This window comes from Streptomyces sp. NPDC060366 (assembly GCF_042725135.1).
Taxonomy (GTDB): domain Bacteria; phylum Actinomycetota; class Actinomycetes; order Streptomycetales; family Streptomycetaceae; genus Streptomyces.
The window spans coordinates 103,153-122,345 of the sequence record NZ_JBHXDC010000007.1; the positions used below are offsets into that span (position 1 = coordinate 103,153).

Annotated in this window: 23 protein-coding genes; 9 read left to right on the plus strand and 14 right to left on the minus strand. The window is 71.6% G+C overall.

The window, feature by feature from the left end:
- The first annotated feature begins 3 nt into the window (after positions 1–3).
- A complete protein-coding gene (locus ACFWHU_RS19035) occupies positions 4–1,083 on the plus strand; it encodes a Zn-dependent alcohol dehydrogenase (protein WP_387225824.1) in 1,080 nt (359 codons plus the stop codon).
- A gap of 12 nt (positions 1,084–1,095) precedes the next feature.
- On the opposite strand, the gene ACFWHU_RS19040 is transcribed toward ACFWHU_RS19035, so the two are convergent.
- From ACFWHU_RS19040 to ACFWHU_RS19050, 3 genes are read right to left on the minus strand one after another with little or no spacing between them, the layout of a single operon-like run.
- Positions 1,096–2,079, minus strand: coding sequence for a DMT family transporter (locus ACFWHU_RS19040; RefSeq protein WP_385795849.1), 984 nt, complete (start codon positions 2,077–2,079; stop codon positions 1,096–1,098).
- A 43-nt stretch (positions 2,080–2,122) separates the two neighbouring features.
- On the minus strand, positions 2,123–2,902 hold the full coding sequence (locus ACFWHU_RS19045; RefSeq protein WP_387225826.1) for an ArsR/SmtB family transcription factor: 780 nt from the start codon (positions 2,900–2,902) through the stop codon (positions 2,123–2,125).
- Positions 2,903–2,916: 14 nt separating this feature from the next.
- Entirely contained in the window at positions 2,917–3,573 is a 657-nt protein-coding gene (locus ACFWHU_RS19050; RefSeq protein ID WP_385795854.1) for a TetR/AcrR family transcriptional regulator, read from the minus strand.
- A gap of 170 nt (positions 3,574–3,743) precedes the next feature.
- On the opposite strand from ACFWHU_RS19050, the gene ACFWHU_RS19055 reads away from it, so the two are divergent.
- Positions 3,744–4,409: a TetR/AcrR family transcriptional regulator gene (locus ACFWHU_RS19055; RefSeq protein ID WP_385795856.1), complete on the plus strand. Its 666-nt coding sequence runs from the start codon at positions 3,744–3,746 to the stop codon at positions 4,407–4,409.
- On the opposite strand, the gene ACFWHU_RS19060 is transcribed toward ACFWHU_RS19055, so the two are convergent.
- Complete coding sequence (locus ACFWHU_RS19060; protein ID WP_385795858.1) at positions 4,400–4,861, minus strand: MaoC family dehydratase; 462 nt, start codon at positions 4,859–4,861, stop codon at positions 4,400–4,402. The genes ACFWHU_RS19055 and ACFWHU_RS19060 overlap by 10 nt on opposite strands.
- Before the next feature lie 118 nt (positions 4,862–4,979).
- Here ACFWHU_RS19060 and soxR point away from each other — a divergent pair, with 118 nt between their 5' ends.
- Complete coding sequence (gene soxR / locus ACFWHU_RS19065; RefSeq protein WP_385795860.1) at positions 4,980–5,450, plus strand: redox-sensitive transcriptional activator SoxR; 471 nt, start codon at positions 4,980–4,982, stop codon at positions 5,448–5,450.
- A gap of 186 nt (positions 5,451–5,636) precedes the next feature.
- Here soxR and ACFWHU_RS19070 read toward each other — a convergent pair whose 3' ends face one another.
- Positions 5,637–6,248, minus strand: coding sequence for a hypothetical protein (locus ACFWHU_RS19070; protein WP_385795862.1), 612 nt, complete (start codon positions 6,246–6,248; stop codon positions 5,637–5,639).
- 131 nt (positions 6,249–6,379) lie between these two features.
- Positions 6,380–7,645, minus strand: coding sequence for an exo-beta-N-acetylmuramidase NamZ domain-containing protein (locus ACFWHU_RS19075; protein ID WP_387225829.1), 1,266 nt, complete (start codon positions 7,643–7,645; stop codon positions 6,380–6,382).
- A 219-nt stretch (positions 7,646–7,864) separates the two neighbouring features.
- Here ACFWHU_RS19075 and ACFWHU_RS19080 point away from each other — a divergent pair, with 219 nt between their 5' ends.
- Genes ACFWHU_RS19080 through ACFWHU_RS19090 form a run of 3 tightly spaced genes read left to right on the plus strand, consistent with a single transcriptional unit; the run spans position 7,865 to position 9,393 of the window.
- Positions 7,865–8,635, plus strand: a complete 771-nt coding sequence (locus ACFWHU_RS19080) for an SDR family oxidoreductase (RefSeq protein ID WP_385795868.1) — start codon at positions 7,865–7,867, stop codon at positions 8,633–8,635.
- The gene (locus tag ACFWHU_RS19085) at positions 8,632–8,781 is read left to right on the plus strand and encodes a hypothetical protein (protein WP_385795870.1); all 150 of its coding nucleotides are present in this window, start codon (positions 8,632–8,634) and stop codon (positions 8,779–8,781) included. Before ACFWHU_RS19080 ends, ACFWHU_RS19085 begins: the two co-directional genes overlap by 4 nt.
- A gap of 18 nt (positions 8,782–8,799) precedes the next feature.
- Complete coding sequence (locus tag ACFWHU_RS19090) at positions 8,800–9,393, plus strand: TetR/AcrR family transcriptional regulator (RefSeq protein ID WP_387225832.1); 594 nt, start codon at positions 8,800–8,802, stop codon at positions 9,391–9,393.
- A gap of 102 nt (positions 9,394–9,495) precedes the next feature.
- Here ACFWHU_RS19090 and ACFWHU_RS19095 read toward each other — a convergent pair whose 3' ends face one another.
- From ACFWHU_RS19095 to ACFWHU_RS19105, 3 genes are all read right to left on the minus strand, one after another.
- Positions 9,496–10,710 (minus strand): acyl-CoA dehydrogenase family protein, encoded by a 1,215-nt coding sequence (locus ACFWHU_RS19095; RefSeq protein ID WP_387225834.1) that lies wholly within the window; start codon positions 10,708–10,710, stop codon positions 9,496–9,498.
- A gap of 8 nt (positions 10,711–10,718) precedes the next feature.
- Positions 10,719–11,741, minus strand: a complete 1,023-nt coding sequence (locus tag ACFWHU_RS19100) for a phosphotransferase family protein (protein WP_385795875.1) — start codon at positions 11,739–11,741, stop codon at positions 10,719–10,721.
- 178 nt (positions 11,742–11,919) lie between these two features.
- Positions 11,920–12,216 (minus strand): hypothetical protein, encoded by a 297-nt coding sequence (locus tag ACFWHU_RS19105; RefSeq protein WP_385795878.1) that lies wholly within the window; start codon positions 12,214–12,216, stop codon positions 11,920–11,922.
- A gap of 402 nt (positions 12,217–12,618) precedes the next feature.
- On the opposite strand from ACFWHU_RS19105, the gene ACFWHU_RS19110 reads away from it, so the two are divergent.
- Entirely contained in the window at positions 12,619–13,773 is a 1,155-nt protein-coding gene (locus tag ACFWHU_RS19110; RefSeq protein WP_385795881.1) for a sensor histidine kinase, read from the plus strand.
- On the plus strand, positions 13,770–14,429 hold the full coding sequence (locus ACFWHU_RS19115) for a response regulator (protein WP_387225837.1): 660 nt from the start codon (positions 13,770–13,772) through the stop codon (positions 14,427–14,429). The genes ACFWHU_RS19110 and ACFWHU_RS19115 overlap by 4 nt, the downstream gene beginning before the upstream one ends.
- A gap of 4 nt (positions 14,430–14,433) precedes the next feature.
- Here ACFWHU_RS19115 and ACFWHU_RS19120 read toward each other — a convergent pair whose 3' ends face one another.
- The 4 genes from ACFWHU_RS19120 to ACFWHU_RS19135 all read right to left on the minus strand — a co-directional run bounded on the left by ACFWHU_RS19120 (position 14,434) and on the right by ACFWHU_RS19135 (position 16,864).
- The gene (locus ACFWHU_RS19120) at positions 14,434–15,351 is read right to left on the minus strand and encodes an alpha/beta fold hydrolase (protein WP_387225839.1); all 918 of its coding nucleotides are present in this window, start codon (positions 15,349–15,351) and stop codon (positions 14,434–14,436) included.
- A gap of 221 nt (positions 15,352–15,572) precedes the next feature.
- The gene (locus tag ACFWHU_RS19125; RefSeq protein ID WP_387225841.1) at positions 15,573–15,896 is read right to left on the minus strand and encodes a DUF202 domain-containing protein; all 324 of its coding nucleotides are present in this window, start codon (positions 15,894–15,896) and stop codon (positions 15,573–15,575) included.
- Positions 15,896–16,288, minus strand: coding sequence for a YidH family protein (locus ACFWHU_RS19130; RefSeq protein WP_385795891.1), 393 nt, complete (start codon positions 16,286–16,288; stop codon positions 15,896–15,898). Before ACFWHU_RS19130 ends, ACFWHU_RS19125 begins: the two co-directional genes overlap by 1 nt.
- 45 nt (positions 16,289–16,333) lie before the next feature.
- Positions 16,334–16,864 (minus strand): NUDIX hydrolase, encoded by a 531-nt coding sequence (locus ACFWHU_RS19135; protein WP_385795894.1) that lies wholly within the window; start codon positions 16,862–16,864, stop codon positions 16,334–16,336.
- A gap of 91 nt (positions 16,865–16,955) precedes the next feature.
- On the opposite strand from ACFWHU_RS19135, the gene ACFWHU_RS19140 reads away from it, so the two are divergent.
- The gene (locus ACFWHU_RS19140) at positions 16,956–18,611 is read left to right on the plus strand and encodes an FAD-binding dehydrogenase (RefSeq protein WP_387225843.1); all 1,656 of its coding nucleotides are present in this window, start codon (positions 16,956–16,958) and stop codon (positions 18,609–18,611) included.
- A 79-nt stretch (positions 18,612–18,690) separates the two neighbouring features.
- On the opposite strand, the gene ACFWHU_RS19145 is transcribed toward ACFWHU_RS19140, so the two are convergent.
- The gene (locus ACFWHU_RS19145; protein ID WP_385795898.1) at positions 18,691–19,125 is read right to left on the minus strand and encodes an ASCH domain-containing protein; all 435 of its coding nucleotides are present in this window, start codon (positions 19,123–19,125) and stop codon (positions 18,691–18,693) included.
- Positions 19,126–19,193: the final 68 nt, after the last annotated feature.

Consider the following 19,193-nt stretch of genomic DNA (forward strand, 5'->3'; position numbering starts at 1 on the left):
ATCGTGGTCCGCGCAGCCGTCCTGCCCGCCGTCGGAGCTCCGCTGGAGATCACCGACATCGAACTGCCCGAGCCCGGCCCCGGCCGGGTGCGGATCCGGCTCGCCGCCGCCGGGGTCTGCCACTCCGACCTGTCCCTGACCGACGGCACCATGCGACTGCCCGTGCCCGCCGTCCTCGGCCACGAGGGCGCCGGCACGGTTCTGTCCGTCGGCGAGGGCGTCACCCACGTCGCACCGGGCGACGGCGTCGTCCTCAACTGGGCGCCGTCCTGCGGTCGATGCCACCACTGCCGACTCGGCGAAGTCTGGCTCTGCGCCTCGGCGCTGACCGGAGCGGGCGGGATACACGCCCGTACGGCCGACGGCACCGACCTCCATCCCGGCCTGAACGTCGCCGCGTTCGCCGAGGAGACGGTCGTCGCCGCGAACTGCGTCCTGCCGGTCCCCGACGGCATCCCGCTCACCGACGCCGCCCTGCTCGGCTGCGCCGTCCTCACCGGATACGGCGCCGTGCACCACTCGGCCCAGGTGCGCGCCGGCGAGACCGTGGTGGTCTTCGGCGTCGGCGGCGTCGGCCTCGCGGTGCTCCAGTCCGCCCGTATCGCCGGCGCGTCGAAGATCATCGCCGTCGATGTCTCCCCGGAGAAGGAGGAGTTGGCGCGGGCCGCCGGAGCCACCGACTATCTCGTCTCCTGCGCCACCACGGCCAAGGAGGTACGCGGACTGACCGACGGGCAGGGCGCGGACGTCGCCGTGGAGTGCGTCGGCCGCGCCGTCACCATCCGTACGGCGTGGGAGTCGACCCGCAGGGGCGGCCGGACCACGGTCGTCGGCATCGGCGGCAAGGACCAGCAGGTGACGTTCAACGCGCTGGAGCTGTTCCACTGGGGCCGCACACTGTCCGGGTGCGTGTACGGCAACTGCGACCCGGTCCGCGATCTGCCGGTCCTCGCCGGACACGTCCGGGCCGGCCGCCTCGACCTCGGCTCGCTGGTGACGACACGGATCACCCTGGACGGGATCCCGGCCGCGTTCGACACGATGCTCGCCGGACGTGGCGGCCGGGCACTGGTCGTCTTCTGACGGCGCCGGGGCTCAAGTCCCCTCAATCGGTCGCGCTTTCACCCGGCGCGGGCGGGAGCGCGCCACCGCGACCCCCGCCAGGCAGAGCACACCACCGGCGAGCGTGAGCGCGCCGGGGATCTCGTCCAGCAGCAGCCAGGCCATCAGGACGACGATTGCCGGCACCGCGTACGTCGTGGCGCCCATCCGTGACGCGGTCGTACGGGCCAGGGCGTACGCCCAGGTCGTGAACGCCAGCGCGGTCGGGAAGACACCCAGGTAGACCATGTTGAGCGTCGCCGACAGCGGCGCGTGCGCCGCGTCCTGGACGAGCTGCCAGCCGAACGGGAGGCAGCCGACCGCCCCGATCAGGGCGCCGTACGTCGTCACCTGCAACGGGGTCGCGTACGCCAGCGTGGGCTTCTGCGCGACGACACCGCCCGCGTAGGCCACCGCCGCCACCAGACAGAGCACGACGCCGAGTACGGAGGTGCTGCCGCCGCCGGCCATCGACAGGCCCACCACCACGGCGCCGGCGAAGGACACCGCCATACCCGTGAGCAGCCGGGGCGCCAGGCTCTCGCCCAGCAGCCGGAACGCGAGCAGCGCCATGAGCAGCGGCGCGATGTTGACGACGAGGGACGCGGTGCCCGCGTCGACCAGCTGTTCACCCCAGTTGAGGACGACCGAGTAGCCGCCGAACCAGAGCAGCCCCGACACCACGATGCCGGGCCAGGCGGCACGCGGTGGCAGCCCTTCGCGGCGTATCAGCAGGATCACGACCAGCACCAGCGATCCGGTCAGCAGCCGGCCGAGTGCCAGCGCGCCCGGCGCGTACGCCTCACCCGCGCTGCGTATGGATACGAAGGCCGACGCCCAGAGGATGACGGTGACCCCGGCGGCGGCCAGGGCCAGCGGCTGCGCGCGGCCGGTGGATCTGTCGGGCGCGGTGGACGTGCCTTGAGCGGCCGCCGGTGCGGCCGGGCGCGCCTGGGCACGCGGAAAGAGTTTCGCCATGCGGAGATGTTAAGCCCTTAACACTTCGGCTGTCACCGAAGTATTACCGGAGCCTGGCCGCCTCGATCCCCAGCAGCTCGGCGAACGCGTGCTCACCGGTCGGTGTCACCCGCACCGCCCGCTCCGTTCCGATGCGCACACACCACTTCGACTCCAGGGCGAGCCGGCACAGGCCGGCCCCCGCCACGCCCGCCAGATGACGGCGGCGCTCCGTCCAGTCCAGACAGGAGCTGACCACCGGGCGCCGGCCTGCGCTCCCCAGCGCGATTCCCCGCTCGTGGAACCAGTCGGTGCCCTGCTCGGTGAGGGCGAAGCCCGCGTCCGTCAGCAGCAGTCCGCGCCGCCCCATGGCCTCGGTGATCGTCACCCCGAGCCGGCCGGCGAAATGGTCGTAACAGGTGCGTCCGCGGGCCATGGCGCCGCTCGCCCTCGACGTGCGCACAATGTGCGGGCTGTCGCGGCCCGGCATGACGTGCGCGGCCAGTGACTCGACCAGCTCGGCGGTGGTCGCGTCGGCCAGTCGCACGTACCGGTGGCGGCCCTGCCGCTCCTCGGTGACCAGCCGCGCGGCGATCAGCTTGCCGATGTGCTCGCTGGCGGTGGACGCGGCGACACCGGCCTCGCGTGCCAGTTCGCCGGCCGTCCAGGCTCGCCCGTCGAGCAGGGACAGGCAGAAGACGGCCCGTGTCTCGTCGGCGAGCAGCGCGGCGAAGCCCGCGAGGAGCGAGCCGGGGGACGCCGACGGGGCGGGGAGTCCGAAGGGGTCGGCGGTGGCCGGTTCCGCGGTGGAGCCGGGCGCTTTCGGGGTGGAGGTCTGCGGCATGTCTCCAGGGTGCCTCAAGAACTCTTCGGTGTGGCCCGAACTGTCTCGTACTGCCCTGCCAGCCCGTCGATCAGCGCCCTGAGCCCCGTCTCGAAGGCCCCCTCGTCCACCCGCTGCTGCCGCTCGGCCAGCAGATGGGCCTGTCCGAGGTGCGGATAGTCGGCGGGGTCGTACGCCGTCTCGTCGTCCACGAAGCCGCGCGCGAACGAGCCGAGCGCCGAGCCCGTGATGAAGTACCGCATCAGCGCCCCGATATGGGTCGCCTGGGCCGGTGGCCACCCCGCCCGGACCATCGCGCCGAAGACGGCGTCGGCCACCCGCAGTCCCGCCGGGCGGCGGCCCGGTCCCTGGGCGAGCACGGGCACGATGTGCGGGTGCGCGGTGAGCGCGGCGCGGTAGGAGACGGCGTAGTCGTGCAGCGCGGTGCGCCAGTCCCGTACGTCGTCCTCGTCGAACATCGACAGATCGACCTGCGCGCTGACGGAGTCCGCGACGGCGTCCAGGATCTCGTCCTTGTTGCGGAAGTGGTTGTAGAGGGACGGCCCGCTGACCCCCAGCTCCGCCGCCAGCCGGCGGGTGGAGACGGCACCGAGCCCCTCGGCGTCCACGAGCGCGCCCGCGGTCGCGACGATGCGGTCTCTGCTGAGGAGCGGCTTGCGGGGTCGGGCCATGGCGCACATCGTATGGCTGTGGCCCGGGCGCCGGTCCCGGCCCCACCGCCCGGCGGCGGTACGACCGGAGTTCCACGACAGGCCCAGGTCCTGTCCGCCGGACAGGGCCTAAGCGCTTGCTCACCTTCGGGGTAGGGTGTGCGTTCTGTTGACCGGAAGGGGCGAGAGCGATGCGTACGGCGGAACGGACGGCCGACGGCGAGGGCGTGCCGTGGGGTGAGGTCACCCCCGAGGCGGCCAGAAGGCTGCTCGTCGCCGCCGTGGAGGCGTTCGCCGAACGCGGGTACCACGCCACCACCACCCGCGACATCGCGAGCCGGGCCGGGATGAGCCCTGCGGCGCTCTACATCCACTACAAGACCAAGGAAGAGCTGCTCCACCGGATCAGCCGGATCGGCCACGACAAGGCCCTGGAGATCCTGGAGGCCGCCGCCGACCGCGACGGCACGGCGGCCGAGCGGCTCACCGACGCGGTCCGCTCCTTCGTCCGCTGGCACGCGGCACGCCACACCACGGCGCGCGTGGTCCAGTACGAACTCGACGCCCTCGCCGACGAGCACCGCACCGAGATCGTCGAACTGCGCAGGCGTAGCGACGCGACCGTCCGCCGGATCCTCCAGGACGGCGTGCGCGACGGGGAGTTCGACGTCCCTGACGTGCCGGGCACCACCCTGGCCGTGCTGTCGCTCTGCATCGACGTGGCGCGCTGGTTCAACACACAGGGGCGCCGGACGCCCGACGAGGTCGGCGCGCTCTACGCCGACCTCGTGCTCCGCATGGTGGTGTCGCGCGACCGACCGCTGCCGGGACCGGTCGCCGCACCCGGTCAGAAGTAGTACCGGGAGACCGACTCCGCCACGCACACCGGCTTCTCGGCGCCCTCGCGTTCCACCGTGACGACCGCGGTGACCTGTACGCCACCGCCCGCCTCGGCGACCTCCTTCAGTACGGCTGTCGCGCGCACCCGTGAGCCCACGGGCACGGGGGAGGGGAAACGGACCTTGTTGGCGCCGTAGTTGACGCTCATCGTCACGTTCTCGACGGCCAGGACCTGCGGGACGAAGACCGGCAGGAGCGACAGCGTCAGATAGCCGTGCGCGATGGTCGTGCCGAACGGCCCCTTCGCCGCCTGCTCCGGGTCCACATGGATCCACTGGTGGTCACCGGTGGCCTCGGCGAAGAGATCGATCCGCTTCTGGTCGACCTCCAGCCAGTCGCTGTGCCCCAACTGCTCGCCGACGGCGGCGCGCAGTCCCTCCGCGGATGTGAAGATCCTCGGCTCAGCCATGTCTGTCGATACCTGCCTCTCAGGCGCAGTCCGCGCGGTGTCCAAGCGCTTGCTCAGCATGGTTGGGGCCGCCTGTCCTGTCAACGCGTGACACGTGGGCCGACGTAGGCTCGGCCGGGTGCCGAAGATTCCGGAGAAGGTTCATGAACTCACCGTCGGGCAGCTGTCAGCGCGCAGCGGTGCCGCGACGTCGGCCCTGCATTTCTACGAGGCGAAGGGCCTGATCAGCAGCCGCAGGACCAGCGGCAACCAGCGCCGCTACAGCAGGGACACCCTCCGCCGGGTCGCCTTCGTGCGCGCGGCCCAGCGCGTGGGCATCCCGCTCGCCACCATCAGGGACGCTCTCGCGGAGCTTCCCGAGGGGCGTACACCGAACCACGACGACTGGGCGCGGCTCTCCAAGGCATGGCGCTCGGAACTCGACGAGCGCATCAAACAGCTCGGCCGGCTGCGGGACCATCTGACCGACTGCATCGGTTGCGGGTGTCTGTCGCTGGAGTCGTGCGTGCTGTCCAACCCGGACGACGCGTTCGGCGACCGGATGTCCGGCTCCCGGCTCCTGGCGGAGCGCAGGCGCGCGCCGAAGTAGTCTCCGCGCGCTGCTCCGTACGTCCTGCGGATCGAGCTCCACGGATCCACATCGGTGTCCGTACGCCTTGGCGGATCGCCTCGGCGTGCCGTGCGTCCTGACGGACCGGTGCGCCCCCGCCCGATCCGTATGCCGTCCGCCGTCTTCGGCCGTCCCGTCCGCTTCGGTCGCCCCGGCCGGCGGCGGTCAGGCGACCGAGGCCAGCTCCCGCTGTCGCACGAGCTTCGCCCGCTCCATGGCCTCGGATGTGAGAACGGGCCGCGGCACGACAATGCCACAGCCCTTGCACACCGGTCCCGACCACGGAGCCTGCGACAGATCCGGCCGCCAGACGATCCCCTTCTCCGCACACACCGGGCACACGCCGCCCGGTCCCGACTCCAGTCCGGCGATCAGCCGGCGCAACACCTCGGCGAGCGGCTCCGTCGGATGGACGGCCGGGTCGTCGCACCGCGCCACCCCGTTGCCGCCCCAGGTCCGGCGGTGCCAGTCGTCGAACGTTCCCGGTCTTCTCAGCCCGTCGTGCTTCTCGCGCTTACGGCGCTTGGCGAACTGGACCTCGTAGGCGAGCCAGACGGCCCGCGCCTCTTCGAGTTCGTCGAGCGCCGCCGTCAGCCGCGCCGGATCGGGAGCTCTGTCCTCCGGCTCGATGTCATGCCGTTCGCAGAGATGGTCCCAGGTGGCTCGATGCCCATAAGGGGCGAATCGTTCAAGGCACTTACGCAGCGAATACCGGCGCAGCGCCAGATCACATCGTGGATCGCGCACCTGTCTCGCGAGACTCCGGAATCCGGCCATCGCCTGCCACCTCCGTCGGTTGCTGTACCAGCGTCATCCAATAGACGTACGCGTGCCCGATCCGGCTCCATCGAAAATGCGATGGCAGCCATCAGGCGATTTTTCACTCCTGAGGGCTGCCACCGGACCGGTCAGCGGTACAGGAGGTGACGTGCCCGTTGTGCCCGGAACGCGGCGAGTTCGCCCTGCCAGGCGCCGACCACCTCGTCCGTGTCCGCGCCCGCGTCGATCAGGGTGCGTACGGAAGTCGAGCCGGTCAGCTTGTCGATCCAGTTGTCCGGGCGCCAGGCGAAGCCGCTCCACGACCGCTTCGCCGTCACCAGCAGCGCGATCCCCGTACGCACCGGGTCGAACGACTCCCGGTCGTGGACGTGCAGTTGGACCCCGCCGACGGTCTTGCCCTGGAACTTGGAGAACGTCGGCGCGAAGTACGCCTCCCTCAAGCGCACTCCGGACAGCTCCTCGGCGTTGGCCGCCTCGGCCCACGCGCGGTCGATGCCCTCGGCGCCCAGGAGTTCGAAGGGGCGGGTCGTGCCGCGGCCCTCGGAGAGGTTCGTGCCCTCGAAGAGACAGGTGCCCGAGTAGACGAGCGCGGTCTCCGGCGTCGGCATGTTGGGGCTCGGCGGGACCCAGGGCAGAGCGGTGGAGTCGTAGAAGTCCGAGCGGCGCCAGCCGGACATCTTCACGGTGTCCAGCCGCTCCACCGGCCGCGCGAGGAATTCGCCGTTGAACAGGAGCGCCAGCTCGCAGACCGTCATCCCGTGCGCCTGGGAGATCGGCTTGCGGCCGACGAACGTGGCGAACTCCGGGTGCAGTACGGGACCGAGCGCCGCCCGGCCGGTGACGGGGTTCGGGCGGTCGAGCACGACGAAGCGCTTGCCCGCGAGGGCCGCCGCCTCCATGCAGTCGTACAGCGTCCAGATGTAGGTGTAGAAGCGTGCGCCCGCGTCCTGGATGTCGAAGACGACCGTGTCGACACCGGACTCGGTGAAGATATCGGCGAGCGCCTGCCCGCTGGTCTGGTACGTGTCGTACACGGGCAGCCCGGTCGCCGGGTCGTCGTACCTGCCCTCGGAACCGCCGGCCTGCGCCGTACCCCGGAAGCCGTGCTCGGGGCCGAAGACGGCGGTCAGGTCCACACGCTCGTCCGGGTGCATGACATCGACGATGTGCCGCAGGTCGTGCGTGACGCCGGTCGGATTGGTGACGACCCCGACGCGCTGACCGGCGAGCAGCCGGTAGCCGTCGGCCACCAGGCGGTCGAAGCCGGTGCGGACCCGCCCGCCGCCTTGGCTCTTGCCGGCCGCCGCCGCGACCGGCGCACCGGCCGCTCCGACCGCCCCCGCCGCACCCACCGCGCCGCTCGCGGCGAGCAATCCCCGTCTGGACAGGCTCATTCGGCCACCTCCGTGATCATGTCTTCTGTCATGGACACGGACTCTAGTGGCGTCCGGGCCGCTTTCACCGGGTGCGTCGGGTGGCCGGTTCTGTCCTGAGGACGAACCCGCCCGCCGGGCGGGCCCGGGGGCCGCGCCCCTTCCGTCACCACATACCGACCGGTTAGTCTGCCAGGATCGAGTGGTGTTCTTCCGCGGTGAACCGGAGAGGCAGGTCCGATGAGTACGGTGCGGGGCGCGCGTGTGGTGGTCACAGGAGCCGGCGGCGGTATCGGTGCCGCCCTCGCCCGCGGATTCGCCGCCGGCGGCGCCCGCGTCGTCGTCAACGACCTCGACGCCGCGAAGGCCGAGGCCGTCGCCGAGTCCATCGGCTCCGGCGCCGTCGCCGTACCGGGCGACGCCTCCGCCGTGGTCGAGCGGGCCCGCGACGCGCTCGGCGGTACCGTCGACATCTACTGCGCCAACGCCGGGCTCGGTTCGCCCGGCGACGCCTTCGCCGACGAGGACGTCTGGGCCTCGGCCTGGGACGTCAACGTCATGGCGCACGTACGCGCCTCCCGGATCCTGCTGCCCGACTGGCTGGAGCGCGGCTCCGGCCGGTTCGTCTCCACCGTCTCCGCCGCCGGACTGCTCACGATGATCGGCGCCGCGCCCTACAGCGTCACCAAGCACGGCGCGCTCGCCTACGCGGAATGGCTCTCGCTGACCTACCGCCACCGAGGGCTCAAGGTCCACGCGATCTGCCCGCAGGGCGTCCGTACGGACATGCTCACCTCCGCCGGATCCGCGGGCGATCTCGTACTCGCCCCGACGGCGATCGAGCCCGAGGCCGTCGCCGACGCGCTGTTCGACGCGATGGCCGAGGACCGGTTCCTGGTGCTCCCGCACCCCGAGGTGGCCGGCTACTACCGGGCCCGCTCCACCGACCCCGACCGCTGGCTGACCGGCATGAACCAGATCCAGCAGAAATGGGAAGGAGCCGGGCGATGACGGAGCCGTACGGTGTGCGGGTCCTGCCCGAGCTGTTCAGGACCACGAGTGGGAAGATCCCCAGGCGTGAACCGCGTTCACGCAAGGAGACGGCGCCGAACGCGACGGCGTCGAACACCGCGGCGGCGAACATCGCCGCGAGCTGAGAAAGGCAGGTGGCGACAGTGGCCAGAACGACGGACGGGAACGGCACCCCCGTCCCCCAGCGGCTGCTGGCCGCCGCCACCCGGCTCTTCGCCGAGCAGGGGTACGGCAGCACGTCGGTCCAGGAGATCGTGGAGGCGGCCGGCGTCACCAAGGGCGCGCTGTACCACTACTTCGGCTCCAAGGAAGACCTCCTCCAGGAGGTGTACGCGCGGGTGCTCCGCCTCCAGCAGGAGCGGCTGGACGCCTTCGCCGACGCCGACGAGCCCGTGGAGCGGCGGCTGCGCGCGGCGGCGGCCGACGTCGTCGTGACCACCATCGACAATCTGGACGACGCGGCGATCTTCTTCCGCTCGATGCACTATCTGAGCCCGGAGAAGAACAAGCAGGTACGGGCCGAGCGGCGGCGTTACCACGAGCGGTTCCGCGCCCTGGTCGAAGAGGGCCAGCGCAGCGGGGTGTTCACCTCCGCCACGCCGTCCGACCTGGTGGTGGACTACCACTTCGGGTCGGTCCACCACCTCTCCACCTGGTACCGGCCGGACGGCCCGCTCACACCGCAGCAGGTCGCCGACCACCTCGCGGACCTGCTGCTGCGCGCGCTGCGCCCCTAGGCCCTGTCGTTCGGATCTTGCCGGGCTCGCCGTCCCTGCTCCGGCCTGATCCGAACGACAGGCCCCAGCCCGCTTCGGCCACCGCTGCGGGTACGGCTTCGACTACAGGTACTTCTTCAACTCGCGGCGCGCCAGCGACCGTTGGTGCACCTCGTCCGGCCCGTCGGCCAGCCGCAGCGTCCGCGCGGCGGCCCACAGCTCCGCCAGCGGGAAGTCCTGGCTGACCCCGCCGGCGCCGTGCAGCTGCACCGCGCTGTCGATGATGTCGACCACCGCGCGCGGGGTCGCGATCTTGATGGCCTGGATCTCCGTGTGCGCGCCCCGGTTGCCGACCGTGTCCATCAGCCAGGCCGTCTTCAGGACCAGCAGCCGCAACTGCTCGACCGTCACCCGCGCGTCGGCGATCCAGTTCTGGACCACGCCCTGCTGGGCGATGGGCTTGCCGAAGGCCGTACGGGACACGGCCCGCAGGCACATCAGCTCGATGGCGCGCTCGGCCATGCCGATCAGGCGCATGCAGTGGTGGATCCGGCCGGGACCGAGCCGGGCCTGGGCGATGGCGAAGCCGCCGCCCTCCTCGCCGATGAGATTGGCCGCCGGTACCCGGACGTCCGAGAAGACCACCTCGGCGTGGCCGCCGTGGTAGTGGTCCTCGTAGCCGTACACGCTCATCGCGCGCTCGACGGTGAGGCCGGGGGTGTCGCGAGGGACGAGGATCATCGACTGCTGGCGGCGGGTGTCGGCGCCCTCCGGGTCGGTCTTGCCCATCACGATGAAGATCCGGCAGTCCGGGTTCATCGCCCCGGAGATGTACCACTTACGGCCGTTGATCACGTAGTCGCCGCCGTCGCGGTCGATCCGGGTCCGGATGTTCGTCGCGTCGGACGAGGCGACCTCCGGCTCGGTCATCGCGAACGCCGAGCGGATATCACCGGCGAGCAGCGGCTCCAGCCAGCGCTTCTTCTGCTCGTCGCTGCCGAACTGCGCCAAGACCTCCATGTTCCCGGTGTCGGGCGCCGCGCAGTTGAGCGCCGTCGGGGCCAACTGAGGGCTGCGGCCGGTGATTTCGGCGAGCGGCGCGTACTGGAGATTGGTGAGCCCGGCGCCGTGCTCCGCGTCCGGGAGGAACAGATTCCACAGCCCCCGCTTACGGGCCTCGGCCTTCAGCTCGTCCACGATCGCCGGGGTGTCCCACGGGTCGGCGAGCAGGGCCCGCTGTTCGTGCGCGATCGCCTCGGCGGGACGGACGCGCTCGTCCATGAAGGCCAGCAGCTCGGTGCGGAGTTCCTCGGTGCGGGCGTCGAATGCGAAGTCCATGGGTCCGGTCAGCCTTCCTGCAGGGTGGTGAGGCCGTGCTCGATGAAGACGGGGACGAGATCCCCGATGCGTTCGAAACCGCCGCCGACCGTCTGGCCCAGCGTGTAGCGGTAGTGGATGCCTTCGAGGATCACCGCGAGCTTGAACCAGGCGAAGGCCGTGTACCAGGCGATCGCCGAGGTGTCGCGGCCGGACCCGGCGGCGTAGCGCTCGATCAGCTCGGCCGGGTCCGGATGACCGGCCGCGCCGGCGGTCGTACTGATGACGGAGCCCGTGATCTCCAGCGGCGCGCTGTACATCACCAGCAGACCGAGGTCCGTCAGCGGATCGCCGAGTGTGGACATCTCCCAGTCCAGCACGGCCTTGATGCGGTCGTCGTCACCGATCAGGACGTTGTCGAGCCGGTAGTCGCCGTGGATGACGGTGGGCGCGGGGGAGTGGGGCAGGGAGCGCCCGAGAGCCGCGTGCAGCTCGTCGACACCGGCCAGTTCGCGATTGCGTGACGCGTCCAACTGCTTGCCCCAACGGCGCAGTTGGCGGTCGAGGAAGCCCTCGGGGCGGCCGAAGTCGGCGAGCCCCACCGCGGCGGGGTCGACCGCGTGCAACTCGACGAGGGTGTCGACGAGACCGAGGAGCGCGGCGCGGGTCCGCTCGGGGCCGAGCGGGGCGAGCTGTTCGGCCGTACGGTACGGGGTCCCCGCCACGTACTCCATGACGTAGAACGGCGCCCCGAGCACCTCCGGGTCCTCGCACAGCAGCAGCGGCTCGGGCACCGGCACGGCCGTCGGATGCAGCGCGCTGATCACCCGGAACTCACGCTTCATGTCGTGCGCCGTGGCCAGCACATGGCCGAGCGGCGGCCGGCGGACGACCCAGTCATGGGCGCCGTCGGTGAGCGCGTACGTCAGGTTCGACCGGCCGCCCTCGATCAGCCGGGCGCTCAGCGGTCCCTCCACCAGACCGGGGCGGTCGCGGTCGAGACGGCCGCGCAGCTTCTCCGGGTCGAGTCCTGGCGGGGGACTGGCGCTCATCGGTCGTACCTCCATGGACGGCGGGGCGGCGGGGGCGGGCGATCCCTTCGCCGTCAATGATGCCGACCAGTCGGTATGCCGTCCAGTGCGTGGCGGGAAACCGCCGAAGGGGCGTGGCGGGACCGGTGCGCCGGGTCCGTGAGCGGACCCGGCGGCGTGCCGGTGGATCCGCCCTGGGTCAGTGGTCGTCCCAGTGCCCGTCGTGGGCGGCGTGGCGGTGGCCGTCGTGGACGTAGTCCTCGTGGTCGCCGTGTGCGACGGCGGGGTGGCCGCAGCCCTCGCCGTGCCGGTGGGGGTGGTTGTCGTGGGTGACATGGGCGACGGGCTCGCACTCGTCCCAGTGCTCGGCGTGCTTCCGGTGCAGATGGCCGTCGTGGGCGTAGTCGACATGGTCACCGTGCCGCACCTCGGTGTGGCCGCAGGTCGGCCCGTGGGTGTGCTCGTGCGTCGGGTGTTCCTGATGAATGGCGGTCATTATGTGAACCTTTGTTGTGGTAGATGGTGTTCTGTGAAGCCGGACGGGGCGCTACCAGCCCTGTCCGTCATGGTCGGTAGGTCCGGTTTCGCGTCCCGAAAACCGAATGACCGCACGGGGCGGGCGGTGCTGAACCGAGACGCGTGACCGCCGGAACCGCGACTCCGCCCAGGCCCTACCGCTGGTCGCTGTCCGCGTTCGGCGGCGGCAGGCCCGACCAACTCGGCACGCCCCCCGCACCGCGCGACCAGAACCCGCCGGCCGAGCCGCTCCTTTCCGAACTGACCGCCGTCACCGCCCGGGCCCCCGGCCCGTGTTGGGCGGCGCTTACCCGGTCGCCGGGCGGGGCGCGAGCGTGGCCCCGGCGTCGGCGCGGCGGGCGGGTTCACTAAACTCGCCCCGGTGATCAGTCTTCGGCGGGCCCCGGAGTTGTGGCGCCGGGTCGACGGCACGCTCTGGTATCTCTCGCTCGGGCTGCTCCTCTTCGCCGGGTCGCTCGTGCCGGCGTTGCGGAGCCACGGGACGATGCTCGGCGACGTACCGAACCGCCCCTACGACGCACTGGCCGTCATCGCGGTCGCCCTCCAATGCCTCCCGCTCGCCATCTGCCGGCGGTGGCCCGTCGCCTGTCTCACCCTCGTGTCGATCGGCTTCGCCGTCGACCAGCTTCGCGGCTACCACTCGTTCGCGGGCACCGCGATGGCCATCACCCTGCTCAGCCTGGGATCCCGGCTGGAGCGACACCGGCGCGCCACCGTGCTGCTGTTCTCCGCCGCCTACGTGCCGTTCGCCGTCGCGCTCCACCAGCTCGGTTCGGGCCTGCCGGCCAGTGAGTTCGTGACGTACTACCTGGCGCTGGCCCTCATGTGGGGCATCGGGGTGTGGCTGCGCTCGACCCGCGCCAAGGAGGCCGAACACCGCCGCCGCGTCGCCATCGACACCCGCACCGCCGAACGCACCCGTATCGCCCGTGAACTCCACGACGTCGTGACCCACCATGTGACGGCGATGGTCGTACAGGCCGAGGCGGCCCGCTATCTGACGGCCGCCCCGGAGCGCCTCGACGGCACCCTGACCGCCGTCGCCGACACCGGCAGGCTGGCCATCACCGACCTGCGGCACCTGCTCGACCTGCTCAACCCCGACCACGGCACCGGGGTAAGGACGCCGTCCGTCGGCGGACTGCGCCCGCTCGTGGAGCAGACGCGGCGGGCCGGGCAGCCGGTGGAGTTCACCGAGGAGGGCACACCGCCGGAGTCGAGCGGCAGCGCCGACCTCGTGGCCTACCGGGTCGTGCAGGAGGCCCTGACCAACGCGCTCAAGTACGACCACGGCGGCCGCACCTCGGTCCAGGTGCGCCACGCGGAAGGGGAGATCACCGTGGAGGTCGGCACGGACGGGACCGGCTCTCGGGCCGCGTCCCCCGGCGGGAGCGGGCGGGGCCTCGCCGGTCTCCGCGAACGGGTCGACGTCCTGGGCGGCGACTTCAGCGCCGGCCGGCTCCCGGACGGCGGCTTCACCGTACGGGCCCGCATACCCGAGGGGAGGGCCTCATGACCGCTCCCGTACGGGTCCTGGTCTGCGACGACCAGGTGATGGTCCGCTCCGGGCTGGTCACCATCATCGACGCCCAGCCCGACCTCGAGGTGGTCGGCGAGTGCGGCGACGGGCGGACCGCGGTCGACCTCGCCCGCGAACTGGGCCCGGACGTCGTGGTGATGGACGTACGCATGCCGGTGCTCGACGGCATCGAGGCCACTCGCCTGCTGGCCGGTGCCGGGGTGACACAGGCCGTCAAGGTGCTCGTGGTGACCACGTTCAACCTGGACGAGTACGTCTACGAGGCGCTGCGCGCGGGCGCGAGCGGATTCCTGCTCAAGGACGCGCCGCCGGCCCAACTGCTGCACGGCATCCGGACCGTGGCGACGGGGGCGGCACTCCTTGACCCCGAGGTGACACGCCGGCTGGTGGGAGTGCACGCCGCCCGGATCCGCCCGGCCGGGCGCACCCCGGACGACCTACCGGTGACCCCCCGCGAACTTGAGGTCCTGCACCTCATCGCGGACGGCCTCTCCAACAGCGAGATCGCCGCGACCCTCCAGATCAGCCAGGAGACCGTCAAGACCTTCGTGTCGCGCATCCTCAGCAAACTCGGACTCCGCGACCGCGTCCAGGCCGTCGTCTACGCCTACCGCCACGGCCTGGTCACCTGAGCCGTTACGCGGTCCCGGCCGCCTGCGAGGCGACTCGCCGTATCGCCCCGACGGCCAGATCCGGCTCGTCGACGTAGATGTAGTGCTCGCTGTTCTCGGCGGTGCTCAGCCTGCTGCCGCCGGATACCGCGAGCCACTTCTCCTGACCCTTGGCCCACGCCCGCTCCAGGCCCGCCCCGTACTGCGGAACGGCCGCGAGGTACTGCTTCCCGTGCTGGATCACCTCCACCGGAATGTCCCCGGCCGAGCGGACCTCCCCGTCGGGGACCACGAGCTTCTCCGGGCTCTCGCCCCGAAGGACCGCCAGCGTCTGCTCCCGCAGCTCGACCGCCATGCCGGTCGCGGACTCCGGGATCTCCTTCTCGAGGTCGGCGCTCTGAGTCGGCGACGTGGCGTCCATCAGGACCAGCCCCTTCACCTTGTCCTGATGGTCGGGGGCGTACCTGGCGGCGATCAGCCCGCCCAGCGAGTGCCCGGCCAGGACGACCGGCGCGTCACCGGCGACCCGGTCGATCACCGCGGTCAGCACCTTCCCGCCGCTCTCGAGGGTCTGGGGCCCGTCGGGTTGGTCGCTGGCGCCCGCGCCGAGCCGGTCGTAGGAACAGGCCCGGTCCTTCTCGCCCAGGGTCTTCTGGAGGCCGGCCAGCTTGTCCAGCCCGTCACCGCCCCCGTGCAGAAGAACGACGACCGGCTTGCCCTTCGCCTGATCACCCGAACAGGACACGTTCACCGACCGGCCGTCGACCTTGATCTTCTCGGTGCCGGTGAACGAACCCTTGTCGTCCGCCCCGGCACCGTCGGTGGTCGCGCTCGCGGACGGCTTCGAATCCGCACTCGAGGCTTCCTCGCAGCCGACAAGCCCCGCACCGGCCACGGTGCAGACCAGCGCGATCGCGACGGACGCCTTGCCATTGCGGATCATGTTGCACTCCTCATAAGGGAATTGACGCGGCGAAGGACGACTCGCGCGGGATCGCGGCGGACACCGGAACCGCTCCTTCGCCGGGGCCGCGACCCGAGCGCCGCGACTGCACCGAACGCTACGGATCCGGTGATCGGGAATCGTCACCCCACGGTGGACACCTGCGCGTAGCTCGCACGGGGGACAGATCCCCCACCAGGGGGTCCCGCCCCCACGCCAACTCAGAGGACGGCCACACCGAACGCCGCCAGGCAGACCACACAGACCACCGCCGCGACCCCCGCGCGCACCGGCAGCGCACGCGGGCGCGCCGTGTCCAGTGCCACCATCCGCCGGTGCGCCACCCACAGGAAAGCCACCCACACCAGCGCGCCCAGCGCCGCCGCGACGACCCCCGCCGCCGTCACGTCGTCCCGTACGACCGCTCTGCCCGCGAGCACCGCCACGACCGTGTACGTCAGGGTCGTACGCCGCCAGGCCAGCCGGGTCCGCTCCGGCTGGAGGCCGGGGTCCCGCGCGGCCCCGGGCGCGGGCGGGCTCCCCATCAGCCGGACCGGTCGATCAACACCACGACCAGCATGATCACGGCGACGGCGGCGACCGACAGACCCAGCAGCGTCGGGAACGGCGTCACCGGCAGGTCCTCGCCCCGGCGCATCGCCCGCTCGCTGCGCACCCATTGGCTGATCGCCCGCAGCGCGCTCAGCGCGCCGATGGCGAAGAGGACCACGGCCAGCCCCACCCGGACCCCCCAGCGCAGGTCGGGCAGGAACTGGTCCACCGCGAACCCGCCGCCCACCAGGGCGAGCGCGGTACGGATCCAGGCGAGGAACGTGCGTTCGTTGGCGAGCGAGAAGCGGTAGTCGGGGGTCGTGCCCTCGTCGCTGATCCGCCGGGGCGCGAACCACAGACGCAGGCTCCGTACAAAGTCGATCACCCGTCGCACCTTACGGCCCGGCCCACAGCAGGGAGCCGGGCGCCGTCACGCGCGGGTCGCCCTGAGCCGTTCGTACGCCGCCAGGCCGTCCGGCGTCCACAGCCACCCGCCGTCGGCCGCGCTCCGCGCCAGCCGACGGTCCAACTCCTCCTCCGTGAGGAAGGCGTGCCAGTCGATCTCCTCCACCTGCGGGGAGACCGGGAACAGGCAGCGGACCTCGTAGACGCGCGACCACCAGCCCTGCCCGCCGCCCCCGGGCTCGTACAGGAACGAGAACAGCGGCACGGGGCGCGGCAGACCCGAGACGCCCAGCTCCTCCTCGGCCTCGCGCAGCGCCGCGTCGTCGTACGTCTCGCCCGCGCCGACGACTCCGCCCACGAACATGTCGTGGTGGGACGGGAAGACGAGCTTGGTCGCGGTCCTGCGGTGGACGAAGACGCGGTCGTCCGCGTCGCGCGCCAGGATGAAGGCGCAGCGGTGCCGCAGCCCCTTCGCGTATGCCTCGCCGCGCGTGGCCTGCCGGACGACACGGTCGTTCTCGTCGACGATGTCGAGGATTTCGTCAGCGGCGCTCATGAGGGACAGCCTGGCATGCCGAACAGTTGACTCGTTACCGGCCCGTACGGAAGATCGGACCACCTCAGTCGCCCCGAGAAGGTGGGAACCCATGGCGTACGACGCTGATGTGATCGTGATCGGCGCGGGACTGGCGGGGCTGGTCGCCACCGCCGAACTCGTCGACGCCGGGCGTTCGGTCATCCTGCTCGACCAGGAGCCCGAGGGGTCCATCGGCGGACAGGCGCACTGGTCTTTCGGCGGGCTGTTCCTCGTGGACTCCCCCGAGCAGCGGCGGCTGCGCGTCAAGGACAGCCGTGAACTCGCGCTCCAGGACTGGCTCGGCACGGCCGGCTTCGACCGCGAGGAGGACAACTGGCCGCGCAAATGGGCGGAGGCGTACGTGGACTTCGCCGCCGGGGAGAAGCGCTCCTGGCTGCGCGAGCGCGGCGTGCGGTTCTTCCCGGTCGTCGGCTGGGCCGAGCGCGGCGGCTACGGGGCGCGCGGGCACGGCAACTCCGTGCCGCGCTTCCACATCACCTGGGGGACCGGTCCCGGAGTCGTCGAGCCGTTCGAGCGGAAGGTGCGCGAAGGCGTCGCCAAGGGCCTGGTGACGTTCCGCTTCCGGCACCGGGTCACCGGACTCGGTGCCACCGCCGGCGCCGTCGACACCGTGACGGGTGAGGTGCTGGAGCCGAGCGACGCCGAACGCGGCACGGCCAGCAGCCGCGTCATGGCCGGCGCGTTCGAACTCAGGGCGCAGGCCGTGATCGTGACCTCCGGCGGTATCGGCGGCAACCACGACCTCGTCCGCGCCCAGTGGCCCGAACGCCTCGGCGCCCCGCCCGAGAAGATGCTCTCCGGTGTGCCCGCCCATGTCGACGGCCTGATGCTCGGCATCACCGAGCGGGCCGGTGCCCACCACATCAACCGCGACCGGATGTGGCACTACACGGAGGGCATCGAGAACTGGAACCCGATCTGGTCCAGGCACGGCATTCGGATCCTGCCCGGCCCCTCGTCGCTGTGGCTCGACGCGCGCGGCCGGCGGCTGCCGGTGCCGCTGTTCCCCGGCTTCGACACCCTCGGCACGCTCGACCACATCATGCACTCGGGCCACGACCACACCTGGTTCGTCCTCAACCAGCGCATCATCGGCAAGGAGTTCGCGCTCTCGGGCTCCGAGCAGAACCCCGACCTGACGGGGAAGTCCGTCCGCGACGTGATCAACCGGGCGCGGCAGGACGTGCCGGGACCGGTGAAGGCGTTCATGGACAGCGGCGCGGACTTCGTCGTGGAGAAGGATCTGTCCGCGCTCGTACGCGGCATGAACGCGCTCACCGAGAAGCCGCTGATCGACGAGGCCGAACTGCGCCGGGAGATCACCGCCCGCGACCGGGAGGTCGCGAACCCGTTCACCAAGGACCTTCAGATGACGGCCGTCCGGGGGGCGCGCGCGTATCTGGGCGACAAGCTGATCCGTACGGTGGCGCCGCACCGCATCCTCGACCCCAAGGCCGGTCCGCTGATCGCCGTACGGCTGCACATCCTCACCCGCAAGTCGCTCGGCGGCCTGGAGACCGACCTGTCGTCGCGCGTTCTGCGGCAGGACGGGACGGCGCTGTCGGGCGTGTACGCGGCGGGGGAGGCGGCCGGCTTCGGCGGGGGCGGGATGCACGGATACCGCTCGCTGGAGGGGACGTTCCTGGGCGGCTGCATCTTCTCGGGCCGGGCGGCGGGCCGGGCGGCGGCGGAGGCGGTGGGCTGAGGTGCGGGCCGGGCCGCGGGCCGGGGCGCGGGCGCTGGGCCGAGGCGGCGGGCCGGCGTACGGCCACCGGGCCACCGCGCTACCGGCGTTCCACCACGCGGAAGCGTTCCGCCACCACCAGCGTGCCGTCGTGGACCGTGAACGACGGGTCGCCCAGCGCCTCACGCATCTCGTCGCTGTGCCAGAACGCCTCGTGGCCCGCGCGCCAGGCCTCGACCGACTCGTATCCCTCGCCCTCGTCGAGCGCGTGCTGGAGATCGACCTGCCCCAGCGGCAGCACCCGTACCTCCGTCAGCTCCGTCACGGCGACCTCACGGCCCTGCGAGTCGATCAGCGCCGAGCGTTCACCGACCGGCGGCAGCTCCTCCTTCTCCGCCTCGTACTCGGCCAGCAGGCCCGTCGTCGAGACCTTCTCCCCGCGAAGCACGGCGGCGACCAGCTGATCGCGCAGCGGCCCGGGGAAGGCGAGCAGAAAGGGCGGGAGGGGTTCGCGGTGCTCCTGGGATTTCTCCATGGGCGTCAGTCTGCCGGATTCTGACGAAACCATGACGTAATCCCGGCGCCCCTGGTTTCCTGCCCCCG

What these genes read in the sequence shown, in the direction of transcription:
- ACFWHU_RS19100 (WP_385795875.1), bottom strand. Translation starts at nt 11,741, where the DNA reads ATGAGCGCCAGTCCCCCGCCAGGACTCGACCCGGAGAAGCTGCGCGGC.
- ACFWHU_RS19075 (WP_387225829.1), bottom strand. Translation starts at nt 7,645, where the DNA reads ATGAGCCTGTCCAGACGGGGATTGCTCGCCGCGAGCGGCGCGGTGGGT.
- ACFWHU_RS19070 (WP_385795862.1), bottom strand. Translation starts at nt 6,248, where the DNA reads ATGGCCGGATTCCGGAGTCTCGCGAGACAGGTGCGCGATCCACGATGT.
- ACFWHU_RS19140 (WP_387225843.1), top strand. Translation starts at nt 16,956, where the DNA reads ATGGCGTACGACGCTGATGTGATCGTGATCGGCGCGGGACTGGCGGGG.
- ACFWHU_RS19080 (WP_385795868.1), top strand. Translation starts at nt 7,865, where the DNA reads ATGAGTACGGTGCGGGGCGCGCGTGTGGTGGTCACAGGAGCCGGCGGC.
- ACFWHU_RS19060 (WP_385795858.1), bottom strand. Translation starts at nt 4,861, where the DNA reads ATGGCTGAGCCGAGGATCTTCACATCCGCGGAGGGACTGCGCGCCGCC.
- ACFWHU_RS19120 (WP_387225839.1), bottom strand. Translation starts at nt 15,351, where the DNA reads ATGATCCGCAATGGCAAGGCGTCCGTCGCGATCGCGCTGGTCTGCACC.
- ACFWHU_RS19105 (WP_385795878.1), bottom strand. Translation starts at nt 12,216, where the DNA reads ATGACCGCCATTCATCAGGAACACCCGACGCACGAGCACACCCACGGG.
- ACFWHU_RS19055 (WP_385795856.1), top strand. Translation starts at nt 3,744, where the DNA reads ATGCGTACGGCGGAACGGACGGCCGACGGCGAGGGCGTGCCGTGGGGT.
- ACFWHU_RS19050 (WP_385795854.1), bottom strand. Translation starts at nt 3,573, where the DNA reads ATGGCCCGACCCCGCAAGCCGCTCCTCAGCAGAGACCGCATCGTCGCG.
- ACFWHU_RS19135 (WP_385795894.1), bottom strand. Translation starts at nt 16,864, where the DNA reads ATGAGCGCCGCTGACGAAATCCTCGACATCGTCGACGAGAACGACCGT.
- ACFWHU_RS19045 (WP_387225826.1), bottom strand. Translation starts at nt 2,902, where the DNA reads ATGCCGCAGACCTCCACCCCGAAAGCGCCCGGCTCCACCGCGGAACCG.
- ACFWHU_RS19095 (WP_387225834.1), bottom strand. Translation starts at nt 10,710, where the DNA reads ATGGACTTCGCATTCGACGCCCGCACCGAGGAACTCCGCACCGAGCTG.
- ACFWHU_RS19040 (WP_385795849.1), bottom strand. Translation starts at nt 2,079, where the DNA reads ATGGCGAAACTCTTTCCGCGTGCCCAGGCGCGCCCGGCCGCACCGGCG.
- ACFWHU_RS19125 (WP_387225841.1), bottom strand. Translation starts at nt 15,896, where the DNA reads ATGGGGAGCCCGCCCGCGCCCGGGGCCGCGCGGGACCCCGGCCTCCAG.
- ACFWHU_RS19085 (WP_385795870.1), top strand. Translation starts at nt 8,632, where the DNA reads ATGACGGAGCCGTACGGTGTGCGGGTCCTGCCCGAGCTGTTCAGGACC.
- ACFWHU_RS19145 (WP_385795898.1), bottom strand. Translation starts at nt 19,125, where the DNA reads ATGGAGAAATCCCAGGAGCACCGCGAACCCCTCCCGCCCTTTCTGCTC.
- ACFWHU_RS19115 (WP_387225837.1), top strand. Translation starts at nt 13,770, where the DNA reads ATGACCGCTCCCGTACGGGTCCTGGTCTGCGACGACCAGGTGATGGTC.